The sequence below is a fragment of the Caldibacillus sp. 210928-DFI.2.18 genome, from assembly GCF_020554505.1.
Taxonomy (GTDB): Bacteria; Bacillota; Bacilli; order Bacillales; family Caldibacillaceae; genus Caldifermentibacillus; species Caldifermentibacillus hisashii.
In genome coordinates this window covers 1-17,605 of sequence record NZ_JAJCHL010000024.1, presented here as the reverse complement: position 1 = coordinate 17,605, position 17,605 = coordinate 1, and the positions used below count along the sequence as shown (strand labels likewise).

The window sequence follows — 17,605 nt, the reverse complement described above, 5'->3', positions numbered from 1 at the left end:
ACAGAAATAAAAAAAATACTGTAGAGAATGGATATTTTTGGACGAACTCTTATTTATACTTTTAAAAATGAACTTATCAATTTAACTGAGCGTATTTTTTAATTCCGCAGCACTTTGTAACATCTCTTTCGCATGTTGTTCGGTTGCTGTCGTAATTTGTGCACCCGAAATCATCCGGGCCAGTTCACCGATCCGTCCCTCTTCAGTTAACTTGGACAGGATGGTTTTTGTCCGATTGCCCTTTACTTCTTTTTTAATTAAGATATGATGATCGGACATCGCCGCAACTTGCGGTAAATGGGTAATGGATAGCACTTGAGAACCAACTGATATTTGGTAAATCTTTTCGCCGATTGCTTGGGCAACACGACCGCTTACACCTGTATCCACTTCATCAAAAATGATCGAAGTAATTCCTTGATGTGAAGAAAAGATGGTTTTTAATGCCAGCATGATTCGGGACAATTCACCACCCGAAGCAATTTTTGTCAACGGTTTCGGCGGTTCACCCGGGTTTGTACTCATATAAAATTCAACCTGGTCCATTCCGTTCGGATAAAACTTTTGGGACTGTTCTAAGAAGTATACATGAAAAACCGTTTTTTCCATATAAAGACTTTTTAATTGTTGATGAATAGCATGGGCAAGTTTTTTGGCAGTTTTTTTCCGTAAATCCGTTAAATTTTTTCCTTCTACTGCTAAATCTTTTTCCACAGACTTTAGTTTTTTATTCAACGATTCAATATGATTTTCTTTATTGGAAATCATTTCAATTTCTTCTTCAATTTTTGAAGCATATTCAAGAATCATTTCAATTGTTTGACCGTATTTTCTCTTCAATTGGTTAATTTCATTTAAACGAGTCTCTATTTCATTCAACCGGTTTGGATCAAATTCCATTTCATCTAATTGTGATCGGAGTGAATGAACCACATCCTCTAACTGATAAAAACTGTTGGATATAATTTGTCGAGTATCATTGTAGGCTTCATCAATGCCGGCTGCTTCTTCAATATTGGAAAGAGCTAAACTGACCCAATCCAAACCTTTTTGCTCACCTTGTAAAGCTTCATATGCGGTAAGAATGGAATGATAAAGTTTTTCAAAATTATTCAGTTTCCTTTTTTCCGTTAATAATTCTTCATCTTCGCCAATGGTAAGTTCAGCATTGGTAATTTCCTCGAGCTGAAATGTTAATAAATCTAATCGTTGGGCCATCAGTTGTTCATTTTGGGTAAGGGCAGCAATATCCTTTTTGATTTTTTCATATTCGCGATAAAGCGTTTGATATTCAGTTAATGCTTTTTGAACAGCTTGTCCACCAAATTGATCAAGTAAAGTCAGATGGTTTTTTTCATCCATAAGTTCTTGATTTTCATGTTGTCCGTGAATGTCAACTAATGTGCGGCCGATTTCCCGGAGTGTTGCAATGGTAACTAGTTTTCCGTTTATTCGACAAACACTTTTACCGGAAGCGTACATGTCCCTTTTGAGAACAATCATACCATCTTCCATTTCGATTCCAAAAACGGCTAATTTTTCAATGGAAGGATGATCATCTTCAACTAAAAATAACCCTTCTATCTCCGCTTTTTCTTCCCCGTGCCGAACAAAATCAGACGAGCCTCTCCCACCGATCAAAAGATGAATTGCATCGATAATGATTGATTTTCCTGCACCGGTTTCTCCGGTTAATACAGTGAAACCTTTTTGAAATGAAATTGAAATTGATTCAATGATCGCAAAGTTTTTTATCGCAAGTTCTGCCAACAAGTTTTTCCCTCTCCTTTATTGACTACATTTTTTGAAGTTGGATGTATTGGCCGTTACGCAAGCATATTGATTAATCTATCTTTAATTCGTTCCCCGTCTTCCGGTGTAGCAACAATAATCAAACAAGTATCATCTCCGCAAACAGTTCCTAAAATTTCATCCCAATCAAGTTGGTCAATCAAATTCCCTACCGCATTCGCATTACCCGGTATCGTTTTTAAAATGATAAAATGATCGACCATACTTATTTTTACAAAGGCATCGACTAAAAGTTTTTGCAATTTTTCCATTGGGTTATATCTTTGATCCGATGGGAGACTATACTTATAAAGTCCGTTTTTTGATGGTATTTTCACGAGATGAAGCTCTTTGATGTCACGGGAGATTGTGGCTTGCGTTACATTAAAGCCGGCGTTTTTTAATTGTTCAACAAGTTCATCCTGTGTTTCAATATCATATTTGGCTATGATTTCCCGTATTTTTAAATGACGTTGCAGTTTACTCATCATTTCACCCGCTTAAATAATCATTATTTTATTTTCTATATTTATTTTACATAAAAATTTTGTCGGTGGAAAAATATGAAGATGAAAATTAACTGTTTCTCTATGATGTTCGCGTTATTAGCGATCCGGTAGAGCTCATCTTATTTGTTGTTGCCTTTCATTTCCCCTTACCCTGCCCCCTGCTTATCCTTATTATAAGGGAAACAAAGACATTTAAAAATGGTCTTTTTGTAAGTGCAATAGGAAATAATTATGGCCGCCGTATTTATACAGGGATTTTTGAATTTAAAAAAAGAGAGGTTATTCCTCTCTTTTTCCATGTTTCAATTGATTGTGGGCGTCAATGACAAGCTCGGCTATTGGTGTCTGAAACTGATTCTTTCCTTTTACTCCCTCATTGTAACCCGGCCATTTTAAATGGAGTAAAAATTCGATATTCCCATCTCCGCCGGTAATTGGCGAATAATCGATATTCAGGCAATCAAATCCTTCATTTAAGGAAAATTGAAGAATATCCTCTATAACCATCTCATGAACTTTCCGATCCCTGACAATGCCTTTTTTACCAACCAGTTCTTTGCCCGCTTCAAATTGAGGTTTAATCAGTGCCACAATGTCACTGTTCGGAACTAATATCTTTTTTAGCGGTGGCAAAATACGTTTTAAGGAGATAAAGGAAACATCAATACAAGCAAATTCAGGCATTTCCCTTGATAAATCTTCAGGTTTTAAATAACGGAAATTTGTTCGTTCCATGACGATAACCCGTTTATCTTGACGCAGTTTCCATGCCAGCTGATTATAGCCGACATCAACAGCATAACAATATTTTGCCCCGTTTTGGAGTGCACAATCGGTAAACCCACCGGTTGAAGCTCCGATATCGATGATAATTTTACCTTTAACGGTCAGATCAAATACCTTTAATGCTTTTTCGAGCTTATACCCGCCTCTTGAAACATATGGCATTTGTTTTCCTTTAATTGATATGTCAATATCTTTTGGCACCTTGACTCCGGGCTTATCCAATCTTTGTTCATTGGAATACACGGTACCTGCCATAATTGCCCTTTTTGCTTTTTCTCTTGTTTCAAAAAAGCCACGTTCATTGAGCAAAATATCCAATCTTTCTTTTTCCAAATTCCTCAAGCCCTTTTTTCTGTTTTTGCAACATCGTTCTTATAGTTTGAACAATATGATCGGAAGTTAATCCGATTTCATTCAACAGTTCATGGACTTCCCCGTGATCAATAAATTGATCCGGGATGCCCAGCCTCATGATTTGATTCGAATAGCCGTTATCATGGGCAAATTCCAAGACTGAACTGCCGAAACCACCTTGTAATACGCCTTCTTCAACAGTAAGAACAGGTAGTCCTTTTTCAAAAATGCGATTTAACAATTTTTCATCCAGCGGCTTGATAAAACGGGCATTGACGACCATTGCTTGAATTCCGGTTTTTTCTAATTTTTTCCTTGCTTCCAGCGCCATCGGGATTGTTGTCCCAAACGTTAAAATTGCGGCATCCTTACCATCTTTTAAAACTTCCCATGAACCGATCGGAATCTCTTTTAGTTCATCGTCAAGAGTAACCCCGTAACCATTGCCTCTCGGAAACCGCATGGCTATAGGTCCGTCATCATATTTAACAGCCGTATACACCATATGTCTGCCCTCATTTTCATCTTTAGGCATCATCAATACCATGTTTGGAACACTTCTTAAAAAGGCGATATCGAACACGCCTTGATGGGTATCGCCGTCCGCACCAACGAGTCCTGCCCGATCGATGCCAAAAAATACATTTAAATTTTGCCGACAGATGTCATGGACAATTTGGTCATAAGCCCGTTGCAGAAAAGTCGAATAGATCGTTAAATAAGGTTTCATATTTTGCGTTGCCAGTCCGGCAGCCAATGTTGTGGCATGTTGCTCGGCAATGCCGACATCAATCACCCGATCCGGAAATTCAGCTTGAAACCCTTCTAATTTTGATCCAACTGTCATTGCCGGTGTAATCGCAACAATCCTTTTATCATCTCTGGCCAATTCACGAACGGTTTCACTGACAACTTTACTCCAAGCAGGTGGACTATTAACCGGTTTTATAAAATCGCCAGTTTCAATTTTATATGGACCGGTCCCATGCCAAGTTCCCACTTTATCATTTTCGGCCGGATAATATCCTTTTCCTTTTTTTGTGACAACATGAAGTAACACCGGACCATTCGTTTTTTTCGCATAGGTCAGGTTTTCGAACAAATCTTCAAAATTATGTCCGTCAATTGGTCCCAGATAGGTAAAACCGAGCTCTTCAAAGAACATCCCAGGCACAAATAAATATTTGAAGCTATCTTTCAGACGTTCTGCTTTAGATGCCACTAATCCGCCAACAGCCGGGATTCTTTTCAAGAAAGCTTCGACTTCATCTTTCGCCCAATTGTATTTCCCTGCCGTTCGGAGTCTTCCAAGCATATTGTGCACGGCCCCGACATTTGGCGCAATGGACATTTCATTATCATTTAAGATAACAATGATATTCTTCTTTTCATGTCCGATATGATTTAATGCTTCCAGTGCCATACCACCGGTTAATGCCCCATCACCAATTACCGGTACGATAAAATGCTTTTCACCTTTAAGATCACGGGCAATTGCCATTCCCATTGCGGCAGAAAGACTCGTTGAACTATGACCCGTTTCCCAGATGTCATGTTCACTTTCATTTCGTTTTGGAAAACCACTTAAGCCCTTATATTTCCTTAATGTGCCAAAATCTTTCGCCCTGCCTGTTAGAATTTTATGGACATAACTTTGATGACCAACATCCCAAATAATTTTATCACGCGGACTTTCGAAAACTTTATGCAAAGCAATCGTTAACTCAACAACACCTAAGTTGGGGCCAATGTGACCACCGGTTTTAGACAAGTTTTCAATTAAAAATTTACGAATTTCTTCACTTAATTGTTTCAACTCAGCAATAGACATGTCACGGAGAAAAGAAGGACTCGTTATGGATTTTAGATCCATATTGGATCACTCACTTTCATTTCAAATTCCGGAAAAAAGTTTTAATGCTATTCTCTATATTATAACAGTATCCATTCATTCTACAAGAAGTTAACTTTTGTTTTGGACAAAAGCAGTTAGCGATCTCGTTTGGCGATCAATTCCGTAATAAAGGAAAGTTGTCCGGTATCAATCGGCAAGGATTCAAGGATTCCTTCTGCTTTAGCAATATGTTCTTTTAATTTATTTTTTGCACCATTAAGAGTAAGGATCTTCGGATACGTACTTTTCTGCTTTTCTCGGTCACTTCCAACGTCTTTTCCGATCTGTTCGATTGTTCCTTCAACATCTAATATATCGTCGCGAATTTGAAAGGCGAGTCCAATATGATAGCCGAATTGCTCCAATAAATCGATTGTGGCTTTATCAGCGTCTGCTAAAATGGCACCGACTTTGACACAAAAAGTAAGTAATTTTCCGGTTTTATGGGTATGAATATATTCCAGTTCAGTCAATTGTAAATTTTGATTTTCCCCTTCCATATCTGCTATCTGACCCGCTACCATTCCTTCCGGGCCACTCGCTTTTGCCAATTCGTTAATAATTGCCAATCTCTTTTCTGCAGAAAGCTGTTTTATTTCTGAAATAATTTGGAAACTATAGGTCAATAAACCATCTCCCGCCAAAATTGCTGTTGCCTCGCCATACATTTTATGATTTGTCGGTTTGCCTCTGCGAAAATCATCATTATCCATCGCAGGGAGATCATCATGAATAAGTGAGTACGTATGAACCATCTCAACGGCACAGGCAACAGGCAAGCCGATTGCTACATCTTTTTTGAAAGCAGCAAGCGTTGAAAAAATTAGCATTGGACGGATTCTTTTTCCTCCTGCTTGTAATGAATAATCCATAGCATTTTTTAAAGTTTCTGGTGTTTTTAAGCGTTGAATCATTATTTTTAGCTCTTTATTGACCGTTTCCAAATAGTTTGCCAAGTGATCAGGATATTTTTGCAACTTTAATCCACCTCATTGATTGAGAAATTGTCAATTTCCCCGTTATCCTTTAATATTTCCGTCAATTGTTCTTCCACGTTTTTTAATTTTTGATGGCAGATTTTTGCTAATTCCATACCTTCTTTATATTTGGCAATAGCCGTTTCTAAAGGGACATCTCCACCTTCTAAAATATCGACTATCCCTTCTAATTTTTCCATTGCTTCTTCAAATGTTAAATTTTCCTTTTCTGTTTTTCCCGGAATTTCACTCATCTTGTTTCTTCCTCTCTTTCAATGATTTTTGCCTTTAACGTTCCATCAGTCAATGTCACTTTGATCGAATCACCGACTTTTACATTATTAATTGATTTAATAATGTGATCTTCACTATCATAGGCGATTGAATAGCCCCGTTCCATCACTTTCAAAGGACTAAGAACATTTAATGTTGAAACTTGGCTGAGAAATTCCTTTTCTTTTAATTTAAAAATTGCTTCAAACGATCGGCTCATACGCTTTTCTTGTTGTCCGAGTTTATTATTGGCAGCATCAAACTGTCCTTGAGGATGGTTTGATTTTAGCCGCTGTTCAAGATACTTCATTTTTTGATTTGTATCAGCAATTTTCTGTTTTAGCAGCCGATTTGCCTGTTCTACCGTTCTGTCCAGATGTTCCGTTTTTTGCTCGAACAATTTTTGCGGGTAGCGAAAGGCATAAGATTTTGTTAGTCGGTCGAGACGTTTAGATTCGACATTAATTCTTTCTTTTATTGCCCGGATTAACCGAATTTTTCGATTTAATATTCTTTCAATCAAATCATCAATATTCGGCACGGCCAGTTCAGCTGCCCCGGTTGGAGTTGGTGCCCGCAGATCTGCAACAAAATCAGCGATCGTTGTATCCGTCTCGTGTCCGACAGCAGAAATGACAGGAATCTCGGAAGCGAAAATGGCCCTTGCCACCTCCTCCTCATTAAATGCCCATAATTCTTCAATTGATCCTCCTCCGCGCCCAACAATAAGGAGATCTGCTTCCTTTCTTGAATTGGCCGTTTCAATGGCGGATACAATCGAGGCTGCAGCGGCATTTCCTTGTACAAGAGCCGGATAAATGATAATTTTGGCAATCGGATACCTTCTTTTTATCGTTGTAAGAATATCGCGAATGGCTGCACCGGTAGGAGAAGTAACGACGCCTACTGTTTTTGGATAAAGAGGGAGCGGTTTTTTTCGGTCTTTATTAAATAAACCTTCTTTGCTCAACTTTTCCTTCAGTTGTTCAAACGCTAAATATAAAGCACCAATTCCTTCCGGTTCCATTTCTTTAACATAAATTTGGTATTGTCCGCTCGGTTCATAGACAGTTACTTCACCGTGCAATAACACGGTCATGCCGTTTTCAGGTTCGAAGCGTAGTTTCTTAGCTTGGGATGAAAACATAACAGCTAAAATTCTTGCTTTATTATCTTTTAAAGTGAAATACAAATGTCCGCTCGTATGTTTTTTATAATTGGATATTTCACCTTTGACAAAAACGTCTTGAAGATGGGGATCAAAATCAAATTTTCGTTTAATATATCTCGTTAAGGCCTGAACAGTTAAATATTGAACTTTTTCCATATGTAAACCCCTCAATCACAAAAAAAACCATTGTGAAATCTGAATATCATAATAATAGTTTACTAAAAATAAGAGAAGCAGTCACCGATTTCTGGCACTGCTTTTCTATTTCTTATTTTCATTTAGCGGTATATTTCATAGCCGCTTTTACAGTGTTGGCCAAAAGCATTGTTATTGTCATCGGTCCAACCCCACCGGGAACCGGCGTTATATAAGAAGCTTTATTTTTTACCTCATCATATAAAACATCGCCGCATAGTTTTCCTTCCTCATTTCGATTCATACCAACATCAATAACGACGGCACCTTCTTTTACATAATCTGCAGTAATGCGGTTCGCTTGTCCAATCGCACTGACTAATACGTCAGCTTGTCTTGTAATTGAAGGTAGGTCAACTGTTTTGGAATGGCAATAGGTAACTGTTGCATTTTCCCCCAGCAATAATTGTCCCATCGGTTTCCCGACAATATTACTTCTTCCGATAACGACAGCATGCTTTCCTGTCAAATCTATATGTATTTCCTTCAACATTTCAATGATTCCAAGTGGCGTACATGGAACAAAAGTATCTTCGCCGGTTAACAGTTTACCGACATTAAGCGGATGAAAGCCATCGACATCTTTATCCGGATGAATTGCTTCAATAACCACCTTTGGATTTATTTGATTCGGTAAAGGCAATTGAACTAAAATTCCGTGAATCTCCTTATTTTCATTCAGTTCTTTGATCCTGGCCAGCAAAAATTCTTCAGTAATATTCTCTTCATATTTAAGTAACAAAGAATAAATGCCAACTTCTTTACAAGCCCTTTGTTTGTTTCTGACATAGGTTTGACTGGCCGGATCGTCTCCAACCAAAATAACAGCTAAACCGGGTGTAATCCCTTTTGCTTTTAGTTCCACGACCGCCTGTTTCAATTCTTCTCTCTTTTTACCGGCAATTGCTTTCCCGTCAATGATTTGACCAGCCATAATTTCTCCCTCCAAAAAATTGATTATTTTCCCAATGTTTCCATGACCTTTGCTAAAACTCCGTTAATAAAGCGACTCGATTTTTCATCACCAAATCTTTTCGCAATTTCAACGGCTTCATTAATTGATACGGTATATGGAACATCTTCCATATATTTCATCTCATAAACAGCAATCCGTAATAAATTTCTGTCGACATTCGCCAAACGGTCAAGTGACCAATTTTCTAAATGGTCGGTAATGATTTGATCTAACTCATGCAAATGTTCCACCGTACCGAAAAACAATTTTTTTAAAAACACATCATCACTGTCTTTTCCGAGAACATGGCGATACGCATTTTCCGGATCGGATTTCCCGACATCCACTTGAAAAACCGCTTGTAACGCTTTTTCTCTTGATGTTCTCCTATTCATTTATAAAGTACTCCTTTTCAAACATAAGTTTTGATTTTGAACCATACATTTCTCACATTATACGAATGAAACTACTCAAAATCATAGCATAAATGATTGAAAAAAGGAAAGAGTGCACAGAGGAATTTTGCAAAATAGGAGAGGAGGTTTTATTCTGTGGAAGAGAAAATTGGAACTTCGGGAGTTAAAGTGACTTTAGCATACAAAAAGCAGGAACATAAGTTCCTGCTTTTTGTATTATTCAACGACCGGATTTTGTTGTTCTTCTTTTTGCGTTTCAAAATTGACGTTTACAATATGGATATTTACTTCATCTGTTTCCAACCCGGTCATATTGTACAAAGCTTGTCGAATATTTTCTTGAATACTTTGTGCTACTTTCGGAATGGAAACACCGAAGTTCAGAATACAATACACATCAATTTTAATTTGATTGTCAGACAAATCAACACGAATCCCTTTTCCATGGTTTTTCTTCCCTAATCGTTCAACAACACCTGCGGCAAAGTTACCGCGCATCGTCGCCACCCCATCAATTTCCGATGCGGCAATTCCGGCGATCACTTCAATCACTTCAGGTGCAATTTCAATTTTTCCTAAACCATCCAGATTCATTTCCAATGCATTATTTTCGGGCATCAGCTTACACCACCTTAGGCATTATTTTTCATTACGTCATACATTTCAAGGAATTTTGTATTGAAATCCCCTGATTTAAACGCTTGATGTTCGAGCACCTTTAAATGGAATGGAATTGTCGAATAAATTCCCTCGATAACAAATTCACCCAACGCCCGTTCCATTTTCTTAATCGCTTCTTCCCTTGTAGGCGCATGGACAATCAGTTTAGCGATCATTGAATCATAGTAAGGCGGAATGGCGTATCCGGGATATGCGGCCGAGTCAACCCGAACACCGGGACCACCCGGGGCAAGATACATGTTAATCTTTCCCGGAGACGGCATGAAATTTTTCTCGGGATTTTCTGCATTAATTCTGCACTCGATTGCCCATCCATTAAAGGTGACGTCTTCTTGTTTCAATGTGAGTTCTTTTCCACTGGCAACAAAAATTTGTTCTTTTATTAAATCGACACCGGTAATCAACTCTGTAACAGGATGTTCAACTTGAATCCGGGTATTCATCTCCATAAAGTAGAATTTTTTCTCCCGGTAATCATATATAAATTCTACCGTACCTGCACCTGTATAATCAACTGCTTTTGCTGCTTTAACTGCCGCTTCTCCCATTTTATTCCGAATTTCCGGGGTTAATGCCGGAGATGGTGCTTCTTCGATCAATTTTTGCAATCTTCTTTGTACAGAGCAATCCCGTTCCCCTAAGTGAATCACATTGCCGTAATTATCTGCTAAAACTTGAATTTCAACATGGCGAAAATCTTGAATATATTTTTCCAAATAAACGCCGGGATTCCCGAATGCTGTTAGTGCCTCTTGTCTTGTGATATTGATGCCTTTAACTAATTCCTCTTCATTCATGGCAACTCGGATTCCTTTACCACCACCGCCGGCTGTAGCTTTGATTATGACAGGATAACCAATTTCGGATGCCAGTTTCAGTGCGTCGTCCATATCTTCAACAATTCCATTGGATCCGGGAACAATTGGTACGCCGGCCTTTCTCATCGTTTCCCGGGCAACATCTTTTGTCCCCATCTTGGCAATTGCATCACCGCTTGGACCAATGAAAACAAGTCCGCATTCTTTAACTAAATTAGCAAAGTTCTCATTTTCAGCCAAAAATCCATAACCCGGATGGATTGCTTCACATCCCGTTAATTTAGCAACACTTATGATGTTCGCCATATTTAAGTAACTGTCTTTGGATGGATTTGGACCAATACAATAAGCTTCATCTGCCATTTGTACATGAAGAGCCTCTTGATCAGCTTGAGAGTAGACGGCTACTGTCCGAATATCAAGTTCCCTGCAGGCTCGAATAATGCGGACAGCAATTTCCCCCCGATTGGCAATTAAAATTTTTTTTAACACGTTAACCACCTCTTAATCTACCTTAACTAAAAACAGAGGTTGGCCAAATTCGACTAGTTGACCATTTTTGACAAGGATTTCGACAATTTCCCCATCTACATCTGCCTCAATTTCATTAAATAATTTCATGGCTTCGACAATGCATACAACCGAATCACTTTTTACTTTCGAACCGACTTTCACATATGGTTCTGCATCTGGAGATGGTGACGCATAAAAGGTTCCTACCATCGGAGACGTAATTTTATGAAGGTTTTCTTCAGGTGCATTTGTTTTTTCCAATTGGGCTGCCGGATTCGCTTTTGCCGATTCCACCACTTCTTGTATCGGTTGATCGGCTTGCGGTTGATTGGTCGATTGATCAATGAAAGTGTTTACAGGTTCAACTTTAATAGGTTCAACCGTTTTAACTTGAACAGGTTGGTTTTTTTTCATTACTAATTTTAATCCATCATATTCATATTTAAATTCATCAATATTTGATTGATCAACAAGCCTGATCAATTCACGGATTTCTTGAACTTTTAACATGTCTACACCCCTTAAATTATGACTAGCTACTAATAGTATACAATAAAATTTTACTGTAGTACATTGGGATTGACAAGCAAATCGTCATTAAGCAAAAAAATTACTTTTTAAAAAGAAAAAGTGCTCCTAATGTTGGAACACTGTATCGTAAAAATATTTTTTTGTTTTGTTCGCTTATTCGACAAGCACCATGCTGTTTTTTTATTTCGTTTCATTTTCACTCTGGAATGCAACCGTAACAGATGAATTACCCATTTCCTTTTTTACAATTTTTATAATCTCATTCGCTTTTGCTTTTGAAGGCTCTTCCCCTTTGACAGTAACTAGCACTTCAGATTCATCTGCTTGAACAAGTGCATCTTCATAACCTAATGTTTGAATAATTAAGTTTTCGATAAACGCCTCTTTTTCGGCAATTTTTTGAAGGCGATTCATTTCATCTTTTGCTTCACTTCTTTCCTCTGCTGAAAGATCAGTAGAGCCGGCCACTTCCTCCAATTGTTCTAATTTTTTGCTCCGCTCATCTTGCGTTTGCAAGCGAATTTCTTCAAACACTTCATTTTTTGCATCCGTAATCGTGGTATTTTTTGTGTCACTACTCTTTTCTTTTTCAGTCACTTTTTTACTATCTGCTTTTTCTTCCTTGCTAACATCAACATTGGCAAGATTATTATTATTAGTTGGTTCCGCTGTTATATAATAAACGGATAACACAACAACCAAACTTAACATCGTTAATAACCAAACGGTTTGCTTTTTCAACATCATTTCTTCTCCTCCTCATTGGTAGATTGATTTTTTCATGGTTTTTTTCATTTCTTAGACAGAACAGAGACACGATGACTTGGGACATCTAATGTTCTCATAACCGCTTCAATGATTGATTTTTTAACTTGAACATTTTCAGCGCCTTTTGCTACGATAAGGACCCCTCGAATATCCGGCTTTTTCGTTTCAGAAATAAGCGGGACTTCCTTATCACCTTCCCGAACAATGACAATTTGTTCTTCTGAAGAATTATCTTCTACTTCCCTTTTCCCTCCATTCGAATCGGTTTCACTCGTTATTTGCTTTTTATTGATCATATTTTTCTCATAAACTACTTTTTCTGTTGAATCCACGTTAACAACAATGGAAACGTCATCTACTCCAACAATTGATTCGATTGCCTCTTTTAATTGATTTTCATAATATTCCTCATAGTCCTTCATTGTGGAGGGCTGGTTTTTGCCACTATTTCCAAATACTTCAGCGTTTTCTGCTTCCTTTGAATCAGATGTCACGGGTACTGGGTTTGAGGACTCGTTTCTCTGCGATGAGAAAAAATTGCTAAATAACATAATCGCTATCCCGATAACGAAAACAATGATGATATAATGTTTTTTATCAAATTTTTGTGTGTCATCGTTTTTTTGAAACAATTTTTTTAGTATGGAAAAGGGTCCTTTGTCATTACTCATCTTCCCACATTCCCCCTTTCAATCGTAATTTGAACAATGTCGCGATCTACCCCCCATTTTTTTGCAAGAAAACTGGCAATCGAATTCATATCCGCCTCATGAAAATCACTTTTTTGTTCACCTAATTGCACATTTACTTCCTCTACATTCATCACCGTTTGATCGGCTTCTTGTTTGTCTATTAATGTCACATGTATACTTTCAATGTTGTCAAGGATGTCCTCTATTGAATTTGTTAATCCGATTGTGTCTGATACGTTTAACTGAATATGAGCAAATTGATAATCAAATTGTTTCATCAACTCCTTTTCCGTCATTTCTTCCAATTGGACAGCCGTTTGTTCTAAAATATATGCATGTTGATCTTTTTGTATTTCTATTTTCTGTTTTTCTATTGAATTTTCCAGTGATATTTTTTCCTCGCCCAGTTTTCCGGTTGCTCTGTTTAACAGATTGTCGATATCTACTGAAAACAGTTTAAATACAGGTGTCAGAAAAATAATGATTAATAGTAATCCGAGTACCATTTTTACATATTTTTGCAACCCGGTTTGCGGCAATAACAATTCAACAATGACGGCAAGTAAAATAAATAAAATAATATTTGTAATCCAACTTGTTAAAAATTCCATACTTCCACCAGCCTATCGAACCATCATTGTAATATTTCCGGCAACAACGATAACGGTTAAACTTAAAAAGAACATGATTGAAACAATGGCCAGGGCGGCAAATAAATAAATAACACTTTTTGAAATGATATCTAAACAAGTAATAATCGGACCACCACCAAGCGGCTGTAAAAGTGCCGCAGAAAATTTATAGACAAATGCGATGATCAAAATTTTGACTGCAGGGAACAAGGTAAGTAATAGTAAAATGCCAACACCGGCAAGTCCGACCGTATTTTTCAACAGAACCGAAGCACTTATAACTGTATCTGTTGCATCGGAAACCATTCTGCCAACAACAGGAATAAAATTACTCGTAACAAATTTGGTCGTTTTGATAGCAATTCCGTCCGCCACCGCTGTTGCCGAACCTTGAATGGATACGATGCTGAGAAAGACCGTCATAAATACGCCTAATAATCCGATGCTCCAATTGCGGAGGAGTCCAGCTAATTGAGTTGCCTTATATTGACTTGTTAATGTACTGACAATGCTTAACAAGACAGATAAAAATAATAACGGGAGGACGATCCTGTCAACAAAAAGACCACTTACATTCGTTAAGAACAGGATAACCGGATGAAAGAATCCCGCCGAAATCACACCACCGCCAGTCGCAATTAACGCTAAAAGAATGGGAATGAACGCTATTGTGAAATGAATCATATTTTGAATTGCACCGGATGCGTATTGAACGGCTAAATGAAAACTGTTTAATGCGATAATCATTAACACCATAAAAACAATGGAATAAGCAATTTTAGAGACGGTTGTTGTTTCAAATGCATTTTGTAATGATTGAAGCAACATGCTGAAAATCGTCAGCATAATTAATGTACCGATTAATTTGCCGTTAACGATCATCTCATGGAAGATAAATTTTAAAATGCCGATCGCCCACTCTTTAAAGGAAAATTCATTTACCTTATCTATGTAATCAGTAAAACTTTCCTTTTCTAACTCCGGTAAAAAGCCGCCATACTCATCAACAATTTGATTCCAAAATGTTTCAACCTCACTGAAATCCATTCTTTCTATTTGTTCATTGACAAGCTCATTGGGGGTAGTCGGTTCTTCTGTCGATTCCTTTTCCGCATCCGTATTGGCAAAAGAAATGCTTGTCCAAAGGAAAAATAATCCGATTCCAAATAGCAAGGATATCCATATCGATTTTTGCTTCATCTTTTCACCTCAATGTGTGAACAAACTGTATGCTTCATATGTTTGTACAGGAATAATTCTTTGGACTAATTTTCTGATTAAATCGGGCAACATAAGCAGTGAAGCTTAGACATTGCCTTTTCAGTTCTTCACGATGGAATCATTTTTAAAATCATTTCAATTAAAACGGTAAGGATCGGTACAGCCATAGCCAAAATAACAATCTTCCCGGCCATTTCAATTTTGGAAGCAAGTGAACCTTGTCCGGCATCCTTTGTTATTTGAGCTGCAAATTCAACGATATAGGCAATGCCGATAATTTTCAAAATCGTTTCAACATATACCGAGTTCACTTTTGCTTGGATGGCGATCCTTTCAATCATTTGAATGACATTGAAAATTTGGTCGATCAAAAATAAGAAGATGATACAACCGGTAAAGACGATTAATAAAAAAGCAAAATTTGCTTTCTGCTCCTTGATCACTAAGGCAAGAAAAGTGGCTACCAAGCCGATTCCAATAATTTGAAGGATATCAATCGACGATCCCCCCTTTAATTGTTAAACAAAAATACGGATTTAATTTTTTGAAACAACTCATTTACAATTGTGGCAACTTGAAACAATATATAAATAAAACCAAAAAGGGTCACCCATTGGGCATATTCTTTTTTTCCAACTTGATCTAAAATCGTGACTAAAAATGCGACAACAATTCCCACTCCTGCTATTTTGAAAATTATATCTACCTCGATGCCCATCGTTTTTCCTCCCTATTTCTTTACATCAGTAAAATAATGATGAATAATCCGGATAGGAAGCCTAAATTTTTAACCATATTTCCATAAGATGCTTGTCTTTCTCTCGCTTCCACTTCTTCTCTCTCCAAATGAACAAGGGCCAATTGAATATGTTTTTGCTGCTGAACGCGATCATGTTTTCCCAGTGTTTCACCAAATTGCAATAAAATTTCTAATTCATTTTTTTTCAAGTACGTTCGGTTCCAAATCGTCTTTAAACTTATTTCCCAAGCTTCTTTTGCTGTTATATCGCCTTGTAGTAATAGACTAGAAAAGTTCTCAAAAATCGTTTCAATCGGTTTACTCATTTGATTCGCAATTCTTCTTGAGGCATCATGAAGCGGTGCATGACCATACATAATTTCTGCTTCTAAACTTTGCAGGGCAGATTTTAACATTCGCAATTGCCTTGTCCGCTCGGTAAATGCCTTTGAAGCCTCAAAGCCGATCCAACTTGTGGCAATCAAAATACAAATCGCTCCGACAATTTTCAACATAGATGGCTCACTCGCCTAATGGGGATTTGATTTCCGCTTTCATCCTTGATGGCAGCCACATAACCCGGACCCTTTCCCCTCGTCAACTCAATATATCTTTCAAAGATTTTTTCCGATAAGATCGGTTTTAATGTCGGACGATTCAATAAATCTTGATATGAATCTCCATGGGTGGTCATAATTAAACAGATTCCGGCATGGACGGCTTCCAGAATTGCCTCGGTGTCTTCTTTTCTACCGATTTCATCAACAATAAGGACATCGGGACTCATAGAACGGATCATCATCATCATCCCCTCCGCTTTCGGGCATGCATCTAATACATCAATTCTCACGCCAAAAGTAAGTTGTGGAATACCACCGACACTTCCGGCAATTTCACTACGCTCGTCAACGATTCCAACTTTTTTTGGTTCGATGTTGGCATCAGGCGACCCCATTGAAATCATTCTTGCAAAATCACGAAGCAATGTTGTTTTTCCTGTTTGTGGCGGACCAATAATCATTGTGTTCTTCCAACCAGATCGATATATGTAAGGAATCCATCTTTCTGCAACGCCAATTTTTTCTTTGGCAATTCGAATATTGAATGAAGAGACATCGCGGATGGCTTTTACTTTCCCATTTTCAAGTATCACTCTGCCTGCGAGACCAATCCGGTGCCCGCCCTCTATCGTGATATACCCTCTTTTTAATTCCTCATCTAATGTATATAAGGAATGGTGACTAATATTATTAAGCAGTTGTTCTGCATCCCCCATTTGAGTGATATAAGGTAGGAAGATCGTATTTTGGTGAGCGGTTATCTCAATGGGGCGGTTAATTCGAATCCGTATCTCCTCGATATTTTCGAATATTTCATTTTTTAAGTTTTGAAATTGCTCCTGAATGATTTTAGGAAGATATGCCATGACTTTTTCCATAAAAATTACCTCTTTCAAAATTCTATTAGCTTCCTCTTATTAAAATGTATTGCACGTCCCTTTTAAGTATGACTAATTCCTAAGTTATTTAAGAAATAAGAGCGCCGGGGATTATAGGTAAAGATCTTCGCTGGAATTTTATATATTCTTAACGGATGAAGAAATTGTTGAGGTAACGAGGATTCCTGAGCAAATATAAAGAAAACTCGGGCGTCCGAGCCTTTAGGCAACCAAAGAGCCGTAGTCAGCGA

The 17,605-nt window shown here is 37.7% G+C and carries 20 protein-coding genes; all 20 read right to left on the bottom strand.

All coding sequences use genetic code 11. The features are described from left to right. Positions 1 to 81 precede the first annotated feature (81 nt). The 20 genes from recN to spoIIIAA all read right to left on the bottom strand — a co-directional run bounded on the left by recN (position 82) and on the right by spoIIIAA (position 17,354). Complete coding sequence (gene recN, locus LIZ98_RS07260) at positions 82 to 1,773, bottom strand: DNA repair protein RecN (RefSeq protein WP_034770910.1); 1,692 nt, start codon at positions 1,771 to 1,773, stop codon at positions 82 to 84. Between the two features lie 53 nt (positions 1,774 to 1,826). Further along, positions 1,827 to 2,279: a transcriptional regulator AhrC/ArgR gene (gene ahrC, locus LIZ98_RS07255; protein ID WP_227139293.1), complete on the bottom strand. Its 453-nt coding sequence runs from the start codon at positions 2,277 to 2,279 to the stop codon at positions 1,827 to 1,829. Positions 2,280 to 2,579: 300 nt separating this feature from the next. Beyond that, positions 2,580 to 3,428, bottom strand: coding sequence for a TlyA family RNA methyltransferase (locus LIZ98_RS07250; protein WP_227139294.1), 849 nt, complete (start codon positions 3,426 to 3,428; stop codon positions 2,580 to 2,582). Then, entirely contained in the window at positions 3,385 to 5,313 is a 1,929-nt protein-coding gene (dxs, locus tag LIZ98_RS07245) for a 1-deoxy-D-xylulose-5-phosphate synthase (protein ID WP_043988526.1), read from the bottom strand. The genes LIZ98_RS07250 and dxs overlap by 44 nt, the downstream gene beginning before the upstream one ends. Positions 5,314 to 5,429: 116 nt before the next feature. Continuing rightward, a complete protein-coding gene (locus tag LIZ98_RS07240) occupies positions 5,430 to 6,290 on the bottom strand; it encodes a polyprenyl synthetase family protein (RefSeq protein WP_043988530.1) in 861 nt (286 codons plus the stop codon). Between the two features lie 23 nt (positions 6,291 to 6,313). After that, positions 6,314 to 6,565, bottom strand: coding sequence for an exodeoxyribonuclease VII small subunit (xseB, locus tag LIZ98_RS07235; protein WP_034770917.1), 252 nt, complete (start codon positions 6,563 to 6,565; stop codon positions 6,314 to 6,316). Beyond that, on the bottom strand, positions 6,562 to 7,911 hold the full coding sequence (xseA, locus tag LIZ98_RS07230) for an exodeoxyribonuclease VII large subunit (protein WP_227139295.1): 1,350 nt from the start codon (positions 7,909 to 7,911) through the stop codon (positions 6,562 to 6,564). Before xseA ends, xseB begins: the two co-directional genes overlap by 4 nt. Positions 7,912 to 8,029: 118 nt before the next feature. Then, complete coding sequence (folD, locus tag LIZ98_RS07225; RefSeq protein WP_216408662.1) at positions 8,030 to 8,884, bottom strand: bifunctional methylenetetrahydrofolate dehydrogenase/methenyltetrahydrofolate cyclohydrolase FolD; 855 nt, start codon at positions 8,882 to 8,884, stop codon at positions 8,030 to 8,032. 23 nt (positions 8,885 to 8,907) lie between these two features. Beyond that, the gene (gene nusB, locus LIZ98_RS07220; RefSeq protein ID WP_216408660.1) at positions 8,908 to 9,300 is read right to left on the bottom strand and encodes a transcription antitermination factor NusB; all 393 of its coding nucleotides are present in this window, start codon (positions 9,298 to 9,300) and stop codon (positions 8,908 to 8,910) included. Between the two features lie 237 nt (positions 9,301 to 9,537). After that, on the bottom strand, positions 9,538 to 9,939 hold the full coding sequence (locus tag LIZ98_RS07215; RefSeq protein WP_034770924.1) for an Asp23/Gls24 family envelope stress response protein: 402 nt from the start codon (positions 9,937 to 9,939) through the stop codon (positions 9,538 to 9,540). A 14-nt stretch (positions 9,940 to 9,953) separates the two neighbouring features. Beyond that, positions 9,954 to 11,312 (bottom strand): acetyl-CoA carboxylase biotin carboxylase subunit, encoded by a 1,359-nt coding sequence (gene accC / locus LIZ98_RS07210; RefSeq protein ID WP_227139296.1) that lies wholly within the window; start codon positions 11,310 to 11,312, stop codon positions 9,954 to 9,956. Positions 11,313 to 11,324: 12 nt separating this feature from the next. Beyond that, positions 11,325 to 11,843, bottom strand: coding sequence for an acetyl-CoA carboxylase biotin carboxyl carrier protein (gene accB, locus LIZ98_RS07205; RefSeq protein ID WP_227139297.1), 519 nt, complete (start codon positions 11,841 to 11,843; stop codon positions 11,325 to 11,327). A gap of 201 nt (positions 11,844 to 12,044) precedes the next feature. Further along, a complete protein-coding gene (locus tag LIZ98_RS07200) occupies positions 12,045 to 12,611 on the bottom strand; it encodes a SpoIIIAH-like family protein (RefSeq protein WP_227139298.1) in 567 nt (188 codons plus the stop codon). Between the two features lie 44 nt (positions 12,612 to 12,655). After that, positions 12,656 to 13,303 carry a stage III sporulation protein AG gene (spoIIIAG, locus tag LIZ98_RS07195; protein ID WP_227139299.1) on the bottom strand — a complete coding sequence of 216 codons (648 nt, stop codon included), beginning with the start codon at positions 13,301 to 13,303 and terminating at the stop codon, positions 12,656 to 12,658. After that, positions 13,300 to 13,935: a stage III sporulation protein AF gene (gene spoIIIAF, locus LIZ98_RS07190; RefSeq protein ID WP_034770933.1), complete on the bottom strand. Its 636-nt coding sequence runs from the start codon at positions 13,933 to 13,935 to the stop codon at positions 13,300 to 13,302. The genes spoIIIAG and spoIIIAF overlap by 4 nt, the downstream gene beginning before the upstream one ends. Positions 13,936 to 13,947: 12 nt before the next feature. Next, complete coding sequence (gene spoIIIAE / locus LIZ98_RS07185) at positions 13,948 to 15,156, bottom strand: stage III sporulation protein AE (RefSeq protein ID WP_227139300.1); 1,209 nt, start codon at positions 15,154 to 15,156, stop codon at positions 13,948 to 13,950. A gap of 128 nt (positions 15,157 to 15,284) precedes the next feature. Continuing rightward, entirely contained in the window at positions 15,285 to 15,668 is a 384-nt protein-coding gene (gene spoIIIAD / locus LIZ98_RS07180; RefSeq protein ID WP_041846294.1) for a stage III sporulation protein AD, read from the bottom strand. 20 nt (positions 15,669 to 15,688) lie between these two features. Further along, positions 15,689 to 15,895: a stage III sporulation protein AC gene (gene spoIIIAC, locus LIZ98_RS07175; protein ID WP_034770939.1), complete on the bottom strand. Its 207-nt coding sequence runs from the start codon at positions 15,893 to 15,895 to the stop codon at positions 15,689 to 15,691. Positions 15,896 to 15,915: 20 nt separating this feature from the next. Beyond that, a complete protein-coding gene (gene spoIIIAB / locus LIZ98_RS07170; RefSeq protein WP_034770942.1) occupies positions 15,916 to 16,431 on the bottom strand; it encodes a stage III sporulation protein SpoIIIAB in 516 nt (171 codons plus the stop codon). Next, entirely contained in the window at positions 16,425 to 17,354 is a 930-nt protein-coding gene (gene spoIIIAA, locus LIZ98_RS07165; RefSeq protein WP_227139301.1) for a stage III sporulation protein AA, read from the bottom strand. The genes spoIIIAB and spoIIIAA overlap by 7 nt, the downstream gene beginning before the upstream one ends. Between the last annotated feature and the right edge of the window lie 251 nt (positions 17,355 to 17,605).

Bases quoted from the DNA above. Each gene is read 5' to 3' on its own strand.
- ahrC (WP_227139293.1), bottom strand. From the start codon at position 2,279: ATGAGTAAACTGCAACGTCATTTAAAAATACGGGAAATCATAGCCAAA.
- dxs (WP_043988526.1), bottom strand. From the start codon at position 5,313: ATGGATCTAAAATCCATAACGAGTCCTTCTTTTCTCCGTGACATGTCT.
- xseB (WP_034770917.1), bottom strand. From the start codon at position 6,565: ATGAGTGAAATTCCGGGAAAAACAGAAAAGGAAAATTTAACATTTGAA.
- xseA (WP_227139295.1), bottom strand. From the start codon at position 7,911: ATGGAAAAAGTTCAATATTTAACTGTTCAGGCCTTAACGAGATATATT.
- folD (WP_216408662.1), bottom strand. From the start codon at position 8,884: ATGGCTGGTCAAATCATTGACGGGAAAGCAATTGCCGGTAAAAAGAGA.
- nusB (WP_216408660.1), bottom strand. From the start codon at position 9,300: ATGAATAGGAGAACATCAAGAGAAAAAGCGTTACAAGCGGTTTTTCAA.
- LIZ98_RS07215 (WP_034770924.1), bottom strand. From the start codon at position 9,939: ATGCCCGAAAATAATGCATTGGAAATGAATCTGGATGGTTTAGGAAAA.
- accB (WP_227139297.1), bottom strand. From the start codon at position 11,843: ATGTTAAAAGTTCAAGAAATCCGTGAATTGATCAGGCTTGTTGATCAA.
- LIZ98_RS07200 (WP_227139298.1), bottom strand. From the start codon at position 12,611: ATGATGTTGAAAAAGCAAACCGTTTGGTTATTAACGATGTTAAGTTTG.
- spoIIIAG (WP_227139299.1), bottom strand. From the start codon at position 13,303: ATGAGTAATGACAAAGGACCCTTTTCCATACTAAAAAAATTGTTTCAA.
- spoIIIAF (WP_034770933.1), bottom strand. From the start codon at position 13,935: ATGGAATTTTTAACAAGTTGGATTACAAATATTATTTTATTTATTTTA.
- spoIIIAE (WP_227139300.1), bottom strand. From the start codon at position 15,156: ATGAAGCAAAAATCGATATGGATATCCTTGCTATTTGGAATCGGATTA.
- spoIIIAC (WP_034770939.1), bottom strand. From the start codon at position 15,895: ATGGGCATCGAGGTAGATATAATTTTCAAAATAGCAGGAGTGGGAATT.
- spoIIIAB (WP_034770942.1), bottom strand. From the start codon at position 16,431: ATGTTGAAAATTGTCGGAGCGATTTGTATTTTGATTGCCACAAGTTGG.
- spoIIIAA (WP_227139301.1), bottom strand. From the start codon at position 17,354: ATGGAAAAAGTCATGGCATATCTTCCTAAAATCATTCAGGAGCAATTT.